Origin of the sequence: Novosphingobium sp., assembly GCF_965229225.1 — a bacterium.
In the GTDB taxonomy this organism is placed as follows: domain Bacteria; phylum Pseudomonadota; class Alphaproteobacteria; order Sphingomonadales; family Sphingomonadaceae; genus Novosphingobium.
The window spans coordinates 3689554-3706059 of sequence record NZ_OZ245867.1; the positions used below are offsets into that span (position 1 = coordinate 3689554).

The following is a 16506-nucleotide window of genomic DNA, read 5'->3' on the forward strand; positions in this document are numbered from 1 at the left end:
CAGCTTTCGCTATCTAGCTGTCCCGGACGCCCGAGCGCGAGCACTTCTAGAAGCCTACGCTACTGGAAACCTATGTCCGGCTCACATTGGATTGAACGACAAAAAGAAATCAAACTGACTCAATGCTGGGTTCTCGCGGGATTGCATTTTCCGGCGAGCCCCGCCATATGCGCGGCGGGAGTCGGGCGGACGTTTGCTGTCGCCAACTTGGTCAGGTCCGGAAGGAAGCAGCCACAACGATGTGCGGCGGGTCGCCCGGCTCCTTCAATCCCCTTCCGATATGCCCCGCATCCGTGAGCGCGCTGCGTTGCGTGAACCTGTGGCGGGCACCGTGCCGCTGACCTGGCCGAGGCCGAAGGGCACCATGTTGGCGTAGATCGTCTCGCTGCCGTGTTCGGGCACAACGTAGGTTTCGTGGAAGATGCCGACGGTGCCGTCGCCCCCGATCGCCTTGTTGAAGGCGGTCCAGGCCGGCCAGTGTTTCTGATCACGCGCACGGGCATAGGCTTCGAGGCTGTCGAAATCACGCCAGTATTGCAGCAGGACGATAGTGCGCAGGCTGCGCAGCATCGTTTCGGTGCCGAGAAAGCCGCTGGCAGGATTGCGGTAAAGCTCCTCCAGCATCGGGCCCATCGAACGGATCACCGGTAGCCACTTGCCGACCTTGTGGAAGTGATTGATCCGCATGCCGATCACGAAGACCACGAGAGGGCCGTGATGGGCGGCAGTCACCCGGCCGGGCGTGATGGTGCTCATGCGGGCAGGCTTCCCATTTGCAACCTGTCTGTCAATCCCCGGAGAGTTGGGGCAGGGGGCTTCGACAATCGCGGCAAGAGGGCCTAATCAGGGGTCATGGTCGATTCCACCGACATGTTTGGCGCGCCGATGGCCGATGAGCCCGAGGACGAAGGTCCCTCGGCGGCGGAGCTTGAGGCGGCGGGGCAGGCCTCGATGTTCGGCGATCCGGTGCCTGCACCTGCCGCGCCTGTGGTGCGCGAGGAGCGCGCCGCGCCGCCGGTTGCGCCGCCAGCACCCGCGCCTTCCGGCCAGCCCTATCGCGTGCTGGCGCGCAAGTATCGCCCGCAGACCTTTGCCGAGCTGATCGGGCAGGACGCGATGGTCCAGACACTGGGCAATGCGATCCGGCGCGGGCGGCTGGCGCATGCCTTTCTGATGACCGGCGTGCGCGGGGTGGGCAAGACATCGACCGCGCGCCTCATCGCGAAGGCGCTCAACTGCATCGGCGCGGATGGGCAGGGCGGGCCGACGATCGATCCTTGCGGGGTTTGCGAGCCCTGCGTGGCGATTGCCGAAGGGCGGCATATCGACGTGATCGAGATGGACGCCGCGAGCCACACCGGTGTCGACGACGTGCGCGAGATTATCGAGGCGGTGCGCTATGCGGCGGTTTCGGCGCGCTACAAGATCTACATCATCGACGAAGTCCACATGCTCAGCCGCAACGCGTTCAACGCGCTGCTCAAGACGCTGGAGGAGCCCCCCGCGCACGTGAAGTTCCTCTTCGCGACGACCGAGGTGGACAAGCTGCCGGTGACGGTGCTTTCGCGTTGCCAGCGGTTTGACCTGCGCCGCATCCAGACGCCGGTGCTTGCGGCGCACTTCGGCAAGGTGTGCGAGGCGGAAAGCGTTTCGGCCGAGGAAGAGGCGCTGGCGATGATCGCGGCGGCGGCGGAAGGCTCGGTGCGCGACGGGCTCTCGATCCTCGATCAGGCGATCAGCCATGCCGATATGGCGGGCGGCGGTGAAGTTACGGCTGCGCAAGTGCGCGAGATGCTGGGCCTGGCCGACAAGACCATGCAGCGCCGCCTGTTCAGCGCCATGATCGGCGGCAAGGGCGACGGCGTGCTTGAGGAAGTGGCAAGCCAGTTTGCGCTGGGGATCGAGCCGACCGCGATGATGCGCGCGCAGCTTGATCTCGTTCACAAGGTGACGGTGACTCAGATTTCGGGCGCGGCGGATGCGCGGTCGACCGAAGAGCGCGAGGCGCTGGAAGGCTGGGCCAAGCGGCTCGGCGCGGGGGCGCTGCATCGGCTGTGGCAGCTGCTGCTCAAGGGTTATGACGAAGTGCGCGGCGCGCCTGATCCGCTGGTGGCGGCCCAGATGGCGCTGCTGCGTGTGATGCACGCGGCTGACCTTCCCGATCCGGGCGGGTTGATCAAGCAACTTGAGGCCTTTGCGGCCAATCCGCCAGCAATGCAGACGGCGGCATCTGCGGCTGGTTCGTCCGCGCCGGTTGCCGCTGCACCGCCGAGTGCAGAGGCGATTGCCGCCCGAATTTCAGGTCAATGGGCCCATCTGGTCGAGCAGGTCGAGCAGATCTCGCCGCTGATCGGCTCTGCCATGCGGCTTTCGGTGCGGGTGGTTTCGCTCGCGCCGGGCCACCTTGTCTATGCGCTGGCACCGGGCATTCCGGGCGATCCGACGACCGATATGCGGCGCGGGCTGGAGGGCGCAACCGGCGGGTCCTGGCGGGTGGAGCGCAGTGCCGATCTGGCCGGCGCGATGCCGAGCCTTGAGGAAGCGCGGGCCGCCGCAGCAGCGCTTGAAGAGGCGGCCTTGCGCGAAGACCCTCTGGTGCGCGCCGCATTCGCTGCATTTCCGGGGGCTGAAATGATCGATGAAAGCGCTATATCGGCGCAAACACGGAAACCTTGGAGCAAACGCGCATGAAGTCGATGGAAGAGATGATCCAGGCCGCGCAGGCCGCCGCCCAGACCATCCAGAAGCAGATGGAAGACGCGCAAGGCAAGCTAGACCAGATCGAGGTTGAGGGCGTGGCCGGTGGCGGGCTCGTCCGCATCAAGGCTTCGGCCAAGGGCCGCGTGATCGGCGTGGCGATCGACGACAGCCTGATGGACAAGGCCGAGAAAGGCATTCTCGAAGACCTGATCGCGGCTGCTTTCAATGATTGCCGCCAGCGGGCCGATGCCGCCGCCGCGGAGGAAATGCAGAAGGTGCAGATGGCGGCGGGCATCCCGCCGGGCTTCAAGCTGCCGTTCTGAGCGGGCGCTCTGCCGCGCGCCGTGCGCGCGGTGGTCTGGCGCCCGGGGGACACAGGCGCTATATCGAATGTTCATGAAAATTGGAACGGGTCGCCGGTTCTGGCCGGTGTTCCCCATAAAGGTCGTTTCCCCCTGAGCGCATTTGTCCTGCTTGCTGCCGCCGTGATGGCGAGTGCCCCGCCTGCCGATGTCCAACCGGTCGCTGCTGCTGTGGCTGCGGCGCCAAGCCAGCCCGCTGCGCCGCCGGCTACCAGGCCTCCCACCACCAAGCCGGACGAGCTTCCCCCGCTGCCGGGCGAAATCGTCGTGTCCGGCTCGATCAAGGCGCCGTCGGAAGACCCGCTCGCGAAGGTCAACGAGAAGAGCTACGATGTGCTGCAATCGGTGGACGATGCCTTCGTCGGGCCGGTGGCGAAAGGCTATGAAACGGCGGTGCCACGGCCCGCGCGCATGGCCCTGCGCAACTTCATCCGCAACTTGCGTGAGCCGGTGGTGGCCATTGCGTTCCTGCTCGAAATCAAGCCCGGCAAGGCGATCGAGACCGTTGGGCGGTTCGGCATCAATTCGACGATAGGCCTTGGCGGCACGATCGACGTGGCACGCAGCAAGCCGTTCAACCTGCCCTATCGCCAGAACGGCCTTGCCAATGTGCTGGGCTACTACGGCGTGGGGCCGGGGCCCTATCTCTTCCTCCCGCTGGTCGGGCCGACGACCGTGCGCGACCTGTTCGGCCTTGTCGTGGACAGGCTGGCGCTTCCGCTGGCGGTGGGCGCGCCGTTCAACAAGGCCTGGTATGCGATCCCGATCAACATCGTGGACTCGCTCGATTATCGCAATGAAGCGGACGCGGATTTCACGCGGCTGCGCAAGGCGGCCGATCCCTATTCGACTTATCGACGGGTCTACCTGCAATCGCGCTTCGATCAGATCGAAGCCCTGCACGGGCGCGGGCCGCTCGCGAAGGGCCAGACCCGCTATGGCCCGTTCGCGCGGCCAGTGGGCGCGGCGGCTGCTCCGGTGTCGGCGGCAGAGCAGCGGGTGATCGAGCAGGATGACGCGGCGGCGGACGCGGCCGTGACAGAAGCGCAACCGGCGGCGCCAGCTGCCGAGCCAGCACCGTCTGCGCCGCCCGCCGCGCCGGCGCCACCTCCGCCGCCCGTGTTCATCTCGCAGCCGGTGGTGCAGCCACTTTCCTGAGGGGGCGGTGGTGCATCTGCTTTGTGCGGACGTGATCACAGCGTTTCGGGAATGGAGACGAGGCGGCCTCACGCCCCCTCATCCACAACCCCGGCACAACGGGCCATTGCGGGCAGGGGGGTGGGCTCCCATATTCACTTTCAAGAGAACCTGCCGTTCTCTCTCCCAGCGGCAGGGCGAATGGAATTGAAGATATGACACAGTATCCCTTGCTTCCCCTGCGCGACATTGTCGTGTTTCCCGGTATGGTCGTGCCGCTGTTCGTCGGCCGCGAGAAGTCGGTCTCCGCGCTCGAGGTGGCCATGGCGGGCTCGAAGGAAATCTTCCTGCTCGCCCAGCTCGATCCGGGCTGCGACGATCCGGACCGCGATGACCTGTATGACACCGGCGTGGTCGCCACCGTGCTCCAGCTGCTCAAGCTTCCCGATGGAACCGTGCGCGTGCTCGTCGAAGGGCAGCAGCGCGCCGAACTCAAGGCGCTGACAGTCCAGACCGCCAACGAAGGCGAACTGGTGCTGGCCGAAGTCGAGGTGGTGGAGCCTGCCGAAGTCTCCGGTCCCGAAATTGCCGGCACGATGCGCTCGGTGGTCGAGCAGTTCGGCGAATATGCCAAGCTTTCCAAGAAGCTGCCGCAGGATGCCGGTTCGCAGCTCGGTGATATCGAGGATGCCGGGAAGCTGGCCGATGCGGTCGCGGCGAACCTTGCCGCACGCGTGGCAGAAAAGCAGGCCGTGCTGGCCGAGGGCGATCCCTTGAAGCGGCTCGAGATGGTGCTCTCGTTCATGGAGGGCGAGCTTGGCGTGCTGCAAGTCGAGCGCAAGATCCGTGGCCGCGTGAAGCGCCAGATGGAAAAGACCCAGCGCGAGTACTACCTCAACGAGCAGCTGAAGGCGATCCAGTCGGAGCTGGGCGGCGGCGATGACGGCGAAGGCAACGAGATCGCCGAGCTGGCCGAAAAGATCGAGACGATGAAGCTCTCGAAGGAAGCGCGCGCCAAGGCGACGGCGGAGCTCAAGAAGCTCAAGACCATGCAGCCGATGAGCGCGGAAGCGACCGTTATCCGCAACTACCTCGATGTGCTGCTCGGCCTGCCCTGGGGCAAGAAGTCGAAGCTCAAGAAAGACATCGCGGCCGCGCAGGCGGTGCTCGATGCCGATCACTATGCGCTCGACAAGGTCAAGGACCGCATCATCGAGTATCTTGCGGTGCAGGCGCGCACCAACAAGCTGAAGGGGCCGATCCTGTGCCTCGTTGGCCCGCCGGGCGTGGGCAAGACCTCGCTGGGCAAGTCCATCGCCAAGGCGACCGGGCGCCAGTTCGTGCGCCAGTCGCTGGGCGGCGTGCGCGATGAGGCGGAGATTCGCGGCCACCGGCGCACCTACATCGGCTCGCTGCCGGGCAAGATCGTGACCAATCTCAAGAAGACCGGCACGTCGAACCCGCTGTTCCTGCTCGACGAGATCGACAAGCTGGGCCAGGACTTCCGCGGCGATCCCGCCTCGGCGCTGCTCGAGGTGCTTGACCCGGAGCAGAACGCAAAGTTCCAGGATCATTACCTCGAGCTCGATATCGACCTCTCGGACGTGATGTTCGTGTGCACTGCAAACAGCCTCAACCTGCCGCAGGCGCTGCTCGACCGGATGGAGATCATCCGGCTTGAGGGCTATACCGAGGACGAGAAGGTCGAGATCGCGGAGCGGCACCTGATCGCCAAGCAGATCGAGGCGCACGGGCTCAAGAAGGGCGAGTTCACGTTGGAGCCGGCGGCGCTGCGCGACCTCATCCGCTACTACACCCGCGAGGCGGGCGTGCGCACGCTGGAGCGCGAGATCGCGCGGCTGGCGCGCAAGGCGCTGCGGCGGATCCTTGAGAAGAAGGACACGGCCGTCACCGTCACGCCTGAAAACCTTGCCGACTTCGCCGGGGTGCGCAAGTTCCGCCACGGCATGTCGGACGATGAAAACCAGGTCGGCGCGGTGACGGGTCTGGCCTGGACCGAAGTGGGCGGCGAACTGTTGACGATCGAAAGCGTGACGGTGCCCGGCAAGGGTGCGGTCAAGACCACCGGCAAGCTCGGCGAGGTGATGAGCGAGAGCGTCCAGATGGCGTTCAGCTTCGTCAAGGCGCGTGGGCCGCAATACGGGATCAAGCCTTCGATCTTCAATCGCAAGGACCTCCACATCCACTTGCCCGAGGGCGCGGTGCCCAAGGACGGGCCGAGTGCGGGCGTGGGCATGGTGACGGCGATGGTCTCCACCCTCACCGGCATCCCGGTCCGCGCCGATGTGGCGATGACCGGCGAGGTCACCCTGCGTGGCCGGGTGCTGGCAATTGGCGGGCTCAAGGAAAAGCTGCTCGCCGCCATGCGCGGTGGCATCACGACGGTGCTGATCCCCGAAGAGAACCGCAAGGACCTCGTCGAGATCCCGGCCAATATCCGCGAAGGGCTGGAGATCATCCCCGTGAGCCATGTCGACGAGGTGCTGGCGCGTGCGCTGGTGGCGCCGACCGAGGCTATCGAATGGACCGAAGCCGACGAAGTTGCGGCAGGGCCGGCACCTGCCCTCACCGGCGGGGCGGCGGTGCCTACCGCGCACTGATCACACTATTGCTGCGATGCGGCATGAATTGTGATGCTGCACACTCGCACTGCAGCATTAACCTTTGAGGAGGCCGCCCCTATCTTCCAATCAGAGGGGGCGGCTTCACTCATCCTGAATGGGCCAGATTCCGGCGTTTTTTCGGCGATTCCGGGCGTTTTTGGCTTTGACAGCCGATTCTTTCTCGGCTCTCTTCGCGCAACCAGAATTTCGATTCAGGCAGTCGGTGTTTGCATAAAAACCAATGGGGGTTTCGCAATGAACAAGAACGATCTGATCAGCGCTGTGGCCGATGCGAGCGGTCTTTCGAAAGGTGACGCGACGAAGGCGGTTGAAGCCGTTTTCGACAGCGTGACCTCTGCGCTGGCCAAGGGTGATGAAGTACGTCTCGTTGGTTTTGGCACGTTCTCGGTCGCCAAGCGCAAGGCCTCCACGGGCCGCAATCCGCGCACGGGTGAACCGATGTCGATCAAGGCTTCGGCCCAGCCGAAGTTCAAGGCCGGCAAGGGCCTGAAGGACGCAGTCAACTAAGCCGGACATCGGTATTTGCGCAGGGCTCCGCAGGCCACGCGCACAACCCACCAAAAACGCCGCGCCGGGATGCCGGAGCGGCGTTTTTGGTTTTGCGTCTACTTCGCGAGCTTGATCAGCGCGGTGGGCGCGGTTGCGGTGCGCGCATCGACCTTCCAGTCGAGCCGCGAGAGGCCGCCCGCGCTTTCTGCCTGCGGCCCCTCATCGGTGTTGTTGGCGAGGATCTGGCCGTCGGTGCGCACGGTGAACGTGCCCTCGGCGATCGGTGGGCCTTCAGCACCCGCCTTCGCTCCGGGCTTCGCGCCTACCTTCATTTCTCCCATTGCTCCGGCCATCGCGCCAAGCCCCGGCATGACCGGATTGGCTGCCGCCGTGCTGAAGGCCGGGGCATCGACCCGCACGCTCCCATCGGCGCGGCGGATCAGCGAGACGAACGGCATGACCATCGGCAGGCGCTCGATCGTGGGGAAGGTGAAATCGTGGTCGAGCCGCCCGCTCGCGGTATAGTCCACCTCGAACTTGCCGCCGCCCGTGCTGATCACGGAAGCATAGCCCTCCTGCCGCGCGAGGCGCTGCGCAAAGGCCGCAGCGGCCTTGGGGTCATCAGGATCGATGCCACCCATGAACGCCTGCATCATCTTGCGGCTCTGCGCGTCCTCGTTGGCCTTGGCAGCCTTGCGTTCCTTTTGCTCGTCGTTCCACTTCGCGCGTTGCTGCTCGATCTCGGCCGCAGTGCAATCATGCGTCTCGTCGGTTCTCGGATCTGTGCAGGGCTGCTGCTCGAAGGGTTCGGCTGGAATTGGTTCCGCTTTGGCACTTTTGCTGCCCTGCGCCAGCGCCGCCAGAATGATCTCGCCCTTGTAGTGGAACGTGAAGGTCCCGTCGCCGCGCAGCAAAAGATCGCTGGCGAACTTGCCGGGCAGCACCATGCACCCGGCAAGGAGCAGAAGTGCGGTGGTGGCGCCGAACACAGCGGCGATCCTGCGATTGGATTTCATGGCTCATCCCCCTTTGCGCGAAGGGTGAGGGCCGGCTGGGTCAGTCGGTCTCGCCCCGAGTCGCGACAGCATAGAGCGCAATCGCTGCCGCATTCGATACATTCAGGCTTTCTATCGCGGAAACAATCGGCAGCCGTGCGATCGCATCGCAGTGCTGCGCGACATTCTGGCGCAGCCCTTCGCCTTCTGCGCCGAGGACCAGCGCGACCGGGCCGGCAGGGACCGCAGAAGGAAACACCGCGCTGCCATCGCCATCAAGACCGATGCGCCAGTAGCCCGCTTCGGCAATCTGTTCGAGCGCGCGGGCGAGATTGACGACGCGCACCCAAGGCACGATTTCCAGTGCGCCCGAGGCGGACTTGGCGATCGTGCCGGATTCGGGCGGTGCATGGCGATCCTGCGTGATCAGCGCGGCGGCACCGAACGCCGCGCAGCTTCTGAGGATCGCACCGACGTTGTGCGGATCGGTAACCGAATCGAGCAGGACGAGCGTGCGGCCCTCCGCCTCGTCGAGCACATCGACCAGCGCGACATCGTCGAGCGCGAGGCAATCGAGCACAAGACCCTGGTGCGGCGCATCGCGCGCGACAAGGCGAGCAAGATCCGCGGCCTGCGCATATTCGACCGGGAGCGAGGGGGGCAGTTCGGCATCATTGTCGTCGAGCAGCGACTGGATCGCCTCACGCGTGCCCCACAGCTTCTTGGCGCTTCGCAGCGGGTTCGTCAGCGCCGCCTCGACCGCATGGCGGCCCCACAGCCGCACCGCGCCTGTCGAGGCCCGGCCGGAGCCGCGCCCACCCTGCATCCGCCCGGCGCGCCCACGCATCGGCTTGCTGCGGTTCGTGTTTTCATCGCGCTTGGCCATTGCTCGGCTTTCCATGCTTGCAAGATATCGCACGGCCCATGCCAGCCACCCGATTGACAGGCAAGGCTATTGACAGTTGAGCCATTGACAGGCGCGCGGCGCTTCGCCAAAGGGGCGCCTCACTCGGCCGGAGCCGCCCTTTTTCACGAAGGGGCAGCGCACAATCGGAAGCTCGCTTCCGGACCGGCAGCACTGGTGTGGACAGGTGGCCGAGTGGTTAAAGGCAGCAGACTGTAAATCTGCCCGCGCAAGCGTACGCTAGTTCGAATCTAGCCCTGTCCACCACCAGCCTCTCCACAGAGATCCCCAAAAAGCCCTAGAAGTCCAGTAATTCTGGGCATATTCTCGCATTTACCGTCCGCATGACGCCACACTGATTTGCGTGCAGCCAAGCTCAAGTGTGGGGGTAATGTGGGGGTAACGTGGGGGTGAATGACTTACCTCCACACTTTTGCTTCCCCGATGTGTGGGGAGAGAATGTGGGGGTAAATCGTGGGCAATCTCACAGCTCTTGCGGTCAAGTCAGCCATGTCGACTCCGGGAACCTACCAGGACGGCGATGGGTTGTTTCTGAAGATCGACAAGCGAGGCGGTGCCTATTGGCTTCTGCGTCTACAGCGCGATGGCAAGCGTCAGGACATCGGGCTAGGCAGCGCGAAACTTGTTTCGCTTGCAGACGCACGCATGCGAGCAAGCGAGCTTCGCAAGGTCGCTAAAGTCGATAAGCGCGACGTCCTTGCCGAAAAGAAAGACGAGGCTGCGGCCAAGGTGACCTTCCGCGAGGCCGCATTGCAGTATCACCACGAGAATGAAGCTTCTTGGAAGAGTGCGATCTACAAGCGCCAATGGCTAGCGAGCCTCGAGAACTACGTGTTCCCGAAGCTGGGCAAGAAGCCGACCGGCAGCATAACGTCCGCAGATATCATCTCGGTGCTGAGCCCGATCTGGCAGGATATCCCCGATACGGCCCGGCACGTGCGAAACAGGATCTGTACCGTGCTGGACTACGCGCACGCCAAGGGCTGGCGCTCGACGGAGGCACCTTCGGGAAGTGGCAGCCTAAAGGCCGGACGCGGTCTGCCGAAGCAGATCAAGCAGCGCGAGAATCGCAAGGCGATGCCCTACGTCGAGTTGCCGAGTTTTCTCGTCGCGCTGCGCCGAAAGCCTACCTATGGGCGACTGGCGTTGGAGTTGTTGATCCTCACGGCAACCCGCTCCCAGGAAGTCCGGCTTGCGACTTGGGATGAGTTTGACCTCGATGGAAAGCTGTGGACCATTCCCGCCGAGCACATGAAGCGCTCGAAGGCGCACATGGTCCCGCTTTGCGATGAAGCAATGGCGGTTCTGGCCAAGGCTAACGCTTTGCGTCAGGCAGGTACCAATGTTGTCTTTCCGGGAGTTGGCGGAAAGCCATTGTCAGACATGTCACTCCTCAAGGTGCTGCGCGACATGAGCGAACCCCTCCATGTTCATGGCTTTCGCTCTACGTTTACCGACTGGGCTGCCAACGAGGGCGTTCCAGATGCTGTTGTTGAGGCAGCGCTGGCACACAAGACGCCTGATGCCGTGCAAGCTGCGTACCGACGTACGACATATCTTGGCACGAAGGATCGCCGCGTGCTGTCGAACAAGGAGGCCATGGAAGCGGTCGAGCGGATAGAGGGCTGGCGCGCGCTTGGTGACAACGTGATCGAGACGATCATCAACAAGAGCGAGAAGATCAAGGATCTCAAGAAGAAGGCCAAGGATGCTGATCTCTCCGAGAAGGAAAAGAGGGAGCTGACTGCGGAGGAGAAGGAGTACAAATCGCTGCGCAAGAAGGTGCAGGAGAAGCTCATCAAGTTCGCGACCCGTATCCCGGCCTTCATGTATCTGACTGACTTCCGCGAGAACACACTCGTGGACGTGATCACGAAGATCGAGCCCGAGCTGTTCCGCACCGTTACTGGACTGACCGTGAGCGATTTCAACCTTCTGGTCGATTTGAAGGTGTTCAACACCGAACGGATGAATGCCGCCGTGTTTGCCTTCCGCCGGTATGAGGACGCGTCGCTGCGTTACACCGGGATCGACAGCCACGATGGACTGACCCGGATCGGCGGATATGACACTGTGTTGGCGAAAGAGGCTTAGAGCTGGTTTCTGGAAGATGGCCGGGCGAGGCAGTTGGATACCAATGAACAGGATGGGGCACTGAATGTACAAGCCAGGAGGCACGATCGCAGCGGCGCTGGAGAAGATCCAGCACAAGTCCTACGTGCTCCCTGCCATCCAGCGCGAGTTCGTGTGGAAGCCGGAGCAGATCGAGCGATTGTTCGACAGCCTGATGCAGGGCTATCCCTTCGGCACTTTCCTGTTCTGGACGGTCAAGCCAGAGACCAGTGGAAAGTTCAAATTCTACGATTTCGTCCTGCACTATCACCAGCGGGACGCTGCGCATTGCCCAGAGCTACCGACGCTCCACAATCAGACGGTAACGGCCGTCCTCGATGGTCAGCAGCGCCTGACGGCGCTGAACATCGGGCTTCGCGGCTCAATGGCAATGAAGCTGCCGAGCAAGTGGTGGACCAATCCTGACGCATTCCCCAAGCGCACGCTGAGGCTGAACCTGCTGGCGTTTAAAGGAAAGACCCTTCTCCGATACCCTCGCAAATATTGGCGACGAGGACCATGTCCACGCCCTTCAGCCTGGCGGTAACGCTAGAAAGAGGGTGAAGCCGCAGAGGCGCCCCACTTGTTCCAGCGCCTAAGCGATGGCGGGTTTGCGCTTGAGGTTTGAGGCACTTCAGCGTATCGTTGATGCCTACCGCGAGGCCGTGATCGAGACGCTCCAGTGGGCAGAAAAGAACGCGGCTGTCATGCGCGTCGAGCAATCCGGCAAGGAGCACCAGGTCCAGACCGACAACCTGACCGTAGCGCTGTTCCAGCACGACACCAATCGCAATCAGGAGCCCAATCTCCACTTCCATGCGGTCGTTGCCAACATGACGCAGGGCAAGGACGGGACCTGGAAAGCGCTCCGCAATGATCGGCTCTGGCAGCTCAATACGCTGCTCAATGCGATGACCATGGCGCGCTTCCGGGTTGAGGTTGAGAAGCTCGGCTACGCCGTCGGCGAGGTCGGCCAGCATGGCAACTTCGAGGCCGCCGGGATCGACCGTGAGGCGGTCATGGCCTTCTCCACGCGGCGGCAGGAAGTGCTCGAAGCCCGGCGTGGCAGCGGGCTTGAAGCTGGCGTGATCGCAACGCTGGCGACGCGCTCTGCAAAAGAGCAAGGTGTCGATCGCGATGCCCTCCTGACGCAATGGCAGGAGCGTGCCTGGGGGCTTGGCCTCGACCTCGTCGGCATGGTTCGCGATGCGCGCGAGCGGTCGAACACGATGGCCATCGCCGACCGAAGGGCATCGCAGGATCGTCCCTCGATTGCGCAGCGCGGCAAGGTCATGGTGCTCGAACTGGCGGAGCGGTTGGGGATCAGGGAAGGGGACCCGCTCGTCCCCGCGCGCATCCATCTGCGGCCCGCGCAGGAGATTGCGGCGGCCCATGCTGTCGCCTCTGCTGTACGGCATTTGTCAGAGCGCGAAGCAGCGTTCAAAGCGACCGATCTCGCCAAGGCTGCACTCGATCTTGCGCTGCCGACCACCATGCCGCTGATCGAGAAGCGCATCGGTCAGCTGACCGCCCAAGGTGCGCTCAGCAAGGGGCGCGGTGCCATGCAAGGCTGGCTCACCACCACCGATGCCGTCGGTCTGGAAAGCAGCATGCTGGCTGAAATCGAGAAGGGTAAAGGCGCCGTCGCTCCGATCCTGTCGAGCGAAGAAGCCGGGCCTCAGTTGCAGGCTTCGGCCAGCCTGAACTTCGGCATGAAGCTCAACGCCGGGCAGGAAGCGGCGGGGCGGATGATCCTGTCATCGACGAGCCGCATTGTTGCCGTGCAGGGTGTGGCGGGTGCCGGCAAATCCACTCTGCTCCGACCTGCCGCGCAGATCCTTGCCGAGAACGGCAAGCGCGTGATCGGGCTTGGCGTGCAGAATACGCTGGTGCGCACGCTGGAGCGCGATACCGGGATCCCGTCGATGACTTTGCATCGGTTCCTGGGGCAGCACCGGGCGCTGCTAGATGGGACGGCGAGCATAGTGGAAATAGCCGAAGCGCGCACCGCGTATCGCGATACGGTGCTCGTTCTCGATGAAGCTTCGATGGTCTCGACACGCGATCAGGACAGACTGGTCAGGCTCGCCAATCTGCTAGAGGTGGACCGCTTGGTCCTGATGGGTGATCCGAAGCAACTTGGCGCGGTCGAGGCGGGCAAGCCCTTCGCACTGGCGATTGCAGCTGGCACCGAAACGGCGCGGATGGACACTAACCTGAGGGCGCGATCTGAGACGCTCAAACTTGCTCAGGACGCGGCGCAGCAGGGGCGGCCCGGCGAGGCGATGGAGCACCTCAAGGAGCATATCGTCGAGGTCAGCGAGAACAGTGCAGTCGTCGCTGCGGAGCGCTGGTTATCGCTTCCTCCTGCCGAGCGGGAGCGCACCGGAATCTATGTCCCCGGGCGACAGTTGCGCGACGAGGTCAACGTGGCTGTGCAGACCGGGCTCGCCGCCAATGGTGAGATCGGACCGGACAAGATGACCCTCACTGTTCTATCCCGCGTCAACGCGACGCGGGAGGAGTTGCGGCAAGTACGGACTTACGCGCCGGGCATGGTGCTGGAGGTGGCGGCGCGGCAGTCGCGGCAGAACCTGGCGAAGGGGCGGTATGATGTTCTGAAGGTGGATGCCGCTAAGGGCGCAGTCGAGCTGCGAGGGGTCGATGGCTACCGGCAAACGTTCCTGCCTTCACGCATCGGGGCGAAGGGGGACAACCAAGCCCTCCAGCTTCTCGAGCGAAAGGCGCTGACCATCTACACCGGCGACACCGTCCGCTGGACCGCCAATGATCATCAGCGCGGGCTGATCAACGCCGACAGGGCTAATGTTACCGCGATTGCGGATAATGGCCTCACTGTACGCACATCAGCTGGAATGGACCACAAGCTTGAGGCTGACGATCCGATGCTGGCGCGGATTGATCTTGCCTACGCGCTCAACGCCCACATGGCGCAGGGCCTGACCTCCGACAAAGGCATCGCCGTCATGGACAGCCGGACACGCAGGCTGCTCTCGGCTCGCAACTTCCTCGTGACGATCACCCGTCTGCGCGATGAGCTTACCCTGATCGTCGACAGTCGCGACAAGGTCGAAATGGGGATCGGCCGCAACCCCGGTGACAAGACTTCAGCGCTTGAGGTGACTGAGCGCCTAGGTGCTGCGGCAGCCAAGGGGCAGGCGGCGAGTAAGCCCCAGGACATAGCACGACAGCAGGATGTCGAAAACAAGCGCGAGCTTGAGCGCACGATCACCAAGGTGGTGCCGTTCGAGATGGGGATTTGACCAAGGAATTTTGTGTCAAAGATGGCTGGCAATGCGTCCGTAGACGATTTAATGCGTCCGCATACGTTGATTCGAACTCAAACTTCGGTAATAATTTCAATTACTAAGGTCGAAAAAATGTGGGGGTAAATGTGGGGGTAAAATCGATCTTCGAAAAAGATTGATTTTAAATCAAAATTTTATTCCAGTAGTTCGATACAAGCCCTTCCACCACCAGCCGTTCCATGTTGAGCCGCAGAGCCCCCGCCGGCATTCTGGCATTCGGGGCATCTCTCTCGACTCCGCATTCCACATGACACCGCACAGATTTGCAAGCAGCAAGCCATCGGACTGGGCAGTGCGAAGCTTCCGACAGCCAGACTTTCGGGCATCAGCACAATCGGCGGGAACCCCGACAAGATGTCTGCGTTGTTGAAATGGCGCTTCCCCTTGCGCCGCGCACAAGGAGAATGTTCATGTCTATTCTTGATAAGGCAATTGCAGCGATCACACCGCCTGAGAGCGAGGATGACCGGCTCGCCGCCCGCGCCAAAGCCGAAAACATGGTCGAACCGGGGGACTGGCTGTTCCAGATCCTCGATCATCACCGCGAGATCGAAGCCCAGTTCTGCGAGCAATATCATCAGCAGTATGATCGTTATCTGAGCGGCACGATCAACTGACAGCTTTCGTACTTACATCGGCGGCCGGCATTGCAGCGCTGTGCGGGCCGCCGATGCGGAATTGAGGTGCCCAGCAAGTCGAACCGATCGTGCCGGCCCTCGTACTTCAATCGAGCGCGACAGTGGCGACATTGCCGGCATAGTCTTGCTTCGGGTCATGCCCAAGCAAGATCTTGATGCTCGCGATCAGGCTCGACCCGTCCAGCCAGATCTCGGCCTCGTCAGCATCCAGCCGCAGCAATGCAAGCTTGGGGTCGTCTTTGCCTTGGTACCAAGCGGCAACATGCGCGTTCCACAGCCGGTCTATCGCCGCAGGGTCGCTGTCGAGAACCAATGTGCCGCGAACGGCTGCGAAGAGATCGTGCCCTTTTGCCGTAAAGGTCGCGGAGGCAGATCTGCTGCTGCTGCCGAGAAGCTGCACCAGCTGACTGTCTTTCGCCCCGAAAAACCAAATCGGGCTGCGATCGCCCTCGAACTGCGCAGTCATCGGGCGCGCATGGCCTCCTTCGGCGCCATCCACTCCGACCATCATCGTGCGATCGCTCGCGATTGCGCTCCAGAATTTGGCTTTGAGTTCATCAGGTGTCGCCATGGGGATGCTCCAGCATTGTTCTCAGGCTAAACGTGCCAAGTCACCCGGCGGTTCCGCCGCAATCATTGCGGAGCCAATGCAAGCTTGATCGGCTAAGCAAGCGCGGCGTTTCATGTACTTTTCCATTCTCCGATTTACATGGCTAAAGTTATCACCGAGCGACAGTTTCCTCTCGAGGCACGTCGATGCGCGAAATCTGAGTTTCCAGAGTCGCCCGCGCGAGTGGGTGATATGCAGATAAAGCTCGTTCTCATCCGCCACTTTATAGGACTTTTCGCGGGACTTCAGCGAACGGATCAAAGCCTCTGAAATAGGGGTTGGGGCACCTGAAATCGGCTTCCCAAAGGCCCCCAAATGCGTCTGGATGCAGGCGGATCAATGCGGAAGCCTCTGCCTGAACCAGTCCATTTTTGGGAAGATTTCCGGGGCTTTTTCAACCGCACGCGGACATTGGCGACGCAGGAAATGGTGCCGCTTAGGTGATTCGAACACCTGACCCCATCATTACGAATGATGTGCTCTACCGACTGAGCTAAAGCGGCTTGCCTCTTGGGCAGGCGCGCGCTTTAGCCAGAGGCTGGGCTCTAGGCAATGGCATTTCGT

The 16506-nt window shown here is 62.8% G+C and carries 13 protein-coding genes, 2 tRNA genes and 1 other RNA gene; 11 read left to right on the forward strand and 5 right to left on the reverse strand.

Features of this window, described 5'->3' with window-relative positions; genetic code table 11:
• The first annotated feature begins 174 nt into the window (after nucleotides 1-174).
• Nucleotides 175-269, forward strand: an RNA gene (ffs, locus tag ACO06X_RS17340) — signal recognition particle sRNA small type.
• Here the strand turns inward: ffs and ACO06X_RS17345 are convergent.
• A complete protein-coding gene (locus ACO06X_RS17345; protein WP_421837435.1) occupies nucleotides 265-756 on the reverse strand; it encodes a DUF4188 domain-containing protein in 492 nt (163 codons plus the stop codon). The genes ffs and ACO06X_RS17345 overlap by 5 nt on opposite strands.
• Nucleotides 757-852: 96 nt before the next feature.
• Here ACO06X_RS17345 and ACO06X_RS17350 point away from each other — a divergent pair, with 96 nt between their 5' ends.
• From ACO06X_RS17350 to ACO06X_RS17370, 5 genes are all read left to right on the forward strand, one after another.
• A complete protein-coding gene (locus tag ACO06X_RS17350) occupies nucleotides 853-2691 on the forward strand; it encodes a DNA polymerase III subunit gamma/tau (RefSeq protein ID WP_421837436.1) in 1839 nt (612 codons plus the stop codon).
• Nucleotides 2688-3023: a YbaB/EbfC family nucleoid-associated protein gene (locus ACO06X_RS17355; RefSeq protein WP_292948216.1), complete on the forward strand. Its 336-nt coding sequence runs from the start codon at nucleotides 2688-2690 to the stop codon at nucleotides 3021-3023. Before ACO06X_RS17350 ends, ACO06X_RS17355 begins: the two co-directional genes overlap by 4 nt.
• A 165-nt stretch (nucleotides 3024-3188) precedes the next feature.
• Nucleotides 3189-4220: an MlaA family lipoprotein gene (locus ACO06X_RS17360; protein ID WP_421837437.1), complete on the forward strand. Its 1032-nt coding sequence runs from the start codon at nucleotides 3189-3191 to the stop codon at nucleotides 4218-4220.
• Between the two features lie 194 nt (nucleotides 4221-4414).
• On the forward strand, nucleotides 4415-6820 hold the full coding sequence (gene lon, locus ACO06X_RS17365; RefSeq protein ID WP_421837438.1) for an endopeptidase La: 2406 nt from the start codon (nucleotides 4415-4417) through the stop codon (nucleotides 6818-6820).
• Between the two features lie 258 nt (nucleotides 6821-7078).
• Nucleotides 7079-7351, forward strand: a complete 273-nt coding sequence (locus tag ACO06X_RS17370; RefSeq protein ID WP_054121870.1) for an HU family DNA-binding protein — start codon at nucleotides 7079-7081, stop codon at nucleotides 7349-7351.
• 98 nt (nucleotides 7352-7449) lie between these two features.
• Here ACO06X_RS17370 and ACO06X_RS17375 read toward each other — a convergent pair whose 3' ends face one another.
• Both ACO06X_RS17375 and rlmB read right to left on the reverse strand, forming a co-directional pair.
• Entirely contained in the window at nucleotides 7450-8349 is a 900-nt protein-coding gene (locus tag ACO06X_RS17375) for a hypothetical protein (RefSeq protein ID WP_421837439.1), read from the reverse strand.
• A 40-nt stretch (nucleotides 8350-8389) separates the two neighbouring features.
• Nucleotides 8390-9214 (reverse strand): 23S rRNA (guanosine(2251)-2'-O)-methyltransferase RlmB, encoded by an 825-nt coding sequence (rlmB, locus tag ACO06X_RS17380; protein WP_298169349.1) that lies wholly within the window; start codon nucleotides 9212-9214, stop codon nucleotides 8390-8392.
• A 199-nt stretch (nucleotides 9215-9413) separates the two neighbouring features.
• On the opposite strand from rlmB, the gene ACO06X_RS17385 reads away from it, so the two are divergent.
• The 5 genes from ACO06X_RS17385 to ACO06X_RS17405 all read left to right on the forward strand — a co-directional run bounded on the left by ACO06X_RS17385 (nucleotide 9414) and on the right by ACO06X_RS17405 (nucleotide 15311).
• Nucleotides 9414-9499 (forward strand) — tRNA-Tyr (locus tag ACO06X_RS17385).
• A 207-nt stretch (nucleotides 9500-9706) separates the two neighbouring features.
• On the forward strand, nucleotides 9707-11347 hold the full coding sequence (locus tag ACO06X_RS17390) for a tyrosine-type recombinase/integrase (RefSeq protein WP_421837440.1): 1641 nt from the start codon (nucleotides 9707-9709) through the stop codon (nucleotides 11345-11347).
• Between the two features lie 64 nt (nucleotides 11348-11411).
• Complete coding sequence (locus ACO06X_RS17395) at nucleotides 11412-11912, forward strand: DUF262 domain-containing protein (RefSeq protein WP_421837441.1); 501 nt, start codon at nucleotides 11412-11414, stop codon at nucleotides 11910-11912.
• A 70-nt stretch (nucleotides 11913-11982) separates the two neighbouring features.
• On the forward strand, nucleotides 11983-14649 hold the full coding sequence (gene mobF / locus ACO06X_RS17400) for a MobF family relaxase (protein WP_421837442.1): 2667 nt from the start codon (nucleotides 11983-11985) through the stop codon (nucleotides 14647-14649).
• A 455-nt stretch (nucleotides 14650-15104) separates the two neighbouring features.
• The gene (locus ACO06X_RS17405; protein ID WP_421837443.1) at nucleotides 15105-15311 is read left to right on the forward strand and encodes a hypothetical protein; all 207 of its coding nucleotides are present in this window, start codon (nucleotides 15105-15107) and stop codon (nucleotides 15309-15311) included.
• Nucleotides 15312-15417: 106 nt separating this feature from the next.
• On the opposite strand, the gene ACO06X_RS17410 is transcribed toward ACO06X_RS17405, so the two are convergent.
• Together ACO06X_RS17410 and ACO06X_RS17415 are read right to left on the reverse strand one after the other, a co-directional pair.
• On the reverse strand, nucleotides 15418-15903 hold the full coding sequence (locus tag ACO06X_RS17410; protein WP_421837444.1) for a pyridoxamine 5'-phosphate oxidase family protein: 486 nt from the start codon (nucleotides 15901-15903) through the stop codon (nucleotides 15418-15420).
• A gap of 466 nt (nucleotides 15904-16369) precedes the next feature.
• Nucleotides 16370-16445 (reverse strand) — tRNA-Thr (locus ACO06X_RS17415).
• Nucleotides 16446-16506: the final 61 nt, after the last annotated feature.

Bases quoted from the DNA above. Each gene is read 5' to 3' on its own strand.
- ACO06X_RS17345 (WP_421837435.1), bottom strand. From the start codon at position 756: ATGAGCACCATCACGCCCGGCCGGGTGACTGCCGCCCATCACGGCCCT.
- ACO06X_RS17350 (WP_421837436.1), top strand. From the start codon at position 853: ATGGTCGATTCCACCGACATGTTTGGCGCGCCGATGGCCGATGAGCCC.
- ACO06X_RS17355 (WP_292948216.1), top strand. From the start codon at position 2,688: ATGAAGTCGATGGAAGAGATGATCCAGGCCGCGCAGGCCGCCGCCCAG.
- ACO06X_RS17360 (WP_421837437.1), top strand. From the start codon at position 3,189: ATGGCGAGTGCCCCGCCTGCCGATGTCCAACCGGTCGCTGCTGCTGTG.
- lon (WP_421837438.1), top strand. From the start codon at position 4,415: ATGACACAGTATCCCTTGCTTCCCCTGCGCGACATTGTCGTGTTTCCC.
- ACO06X_RS17370 (WP_054121870.1), top strand. From the start codon at position 7,079: ATGAACAAGAACGATCTGATCAGCGCTGTGGCCGATGCGAGCGGTCTT.
- ACO06X_RS17375 (WP_421837439.1), bottom strand. From the start codon at position 8,349: ATGAAATCCAATCGCAGGATCGCCGCTGTGTTCGGCGCCACCACCGCA.
- rlmB (WP_298169349.1), bottom strand. From the start codon at position 9,214: ATGGCCAAGCGCGATGAAAACACGAACCGCAGCAAGCCGATGCGTGGG.
- ACO06X_RS17395 (WP_421837441.1), top strand. From the start codon at position 11,412: ATGTACAAGCCAGGAGGCACGATCGCAGCGGCGCTGGAGAAGATCCAG.
- ACO06X_RS17405 (WP_421837443.1), top strand. From the start codon at position 15,105: ATGTCTATTCTTGATAAGGCAATTGCAGCGATCACACCGCCTGAGAGC.
- ACO06X_RS17410 (WP_421837444.1), bottom strand. From the start codon at position 15,903: ATGGCGACACCTGATGAACTCAAAGCCAAATTCTGGAGCGCAATCGCG.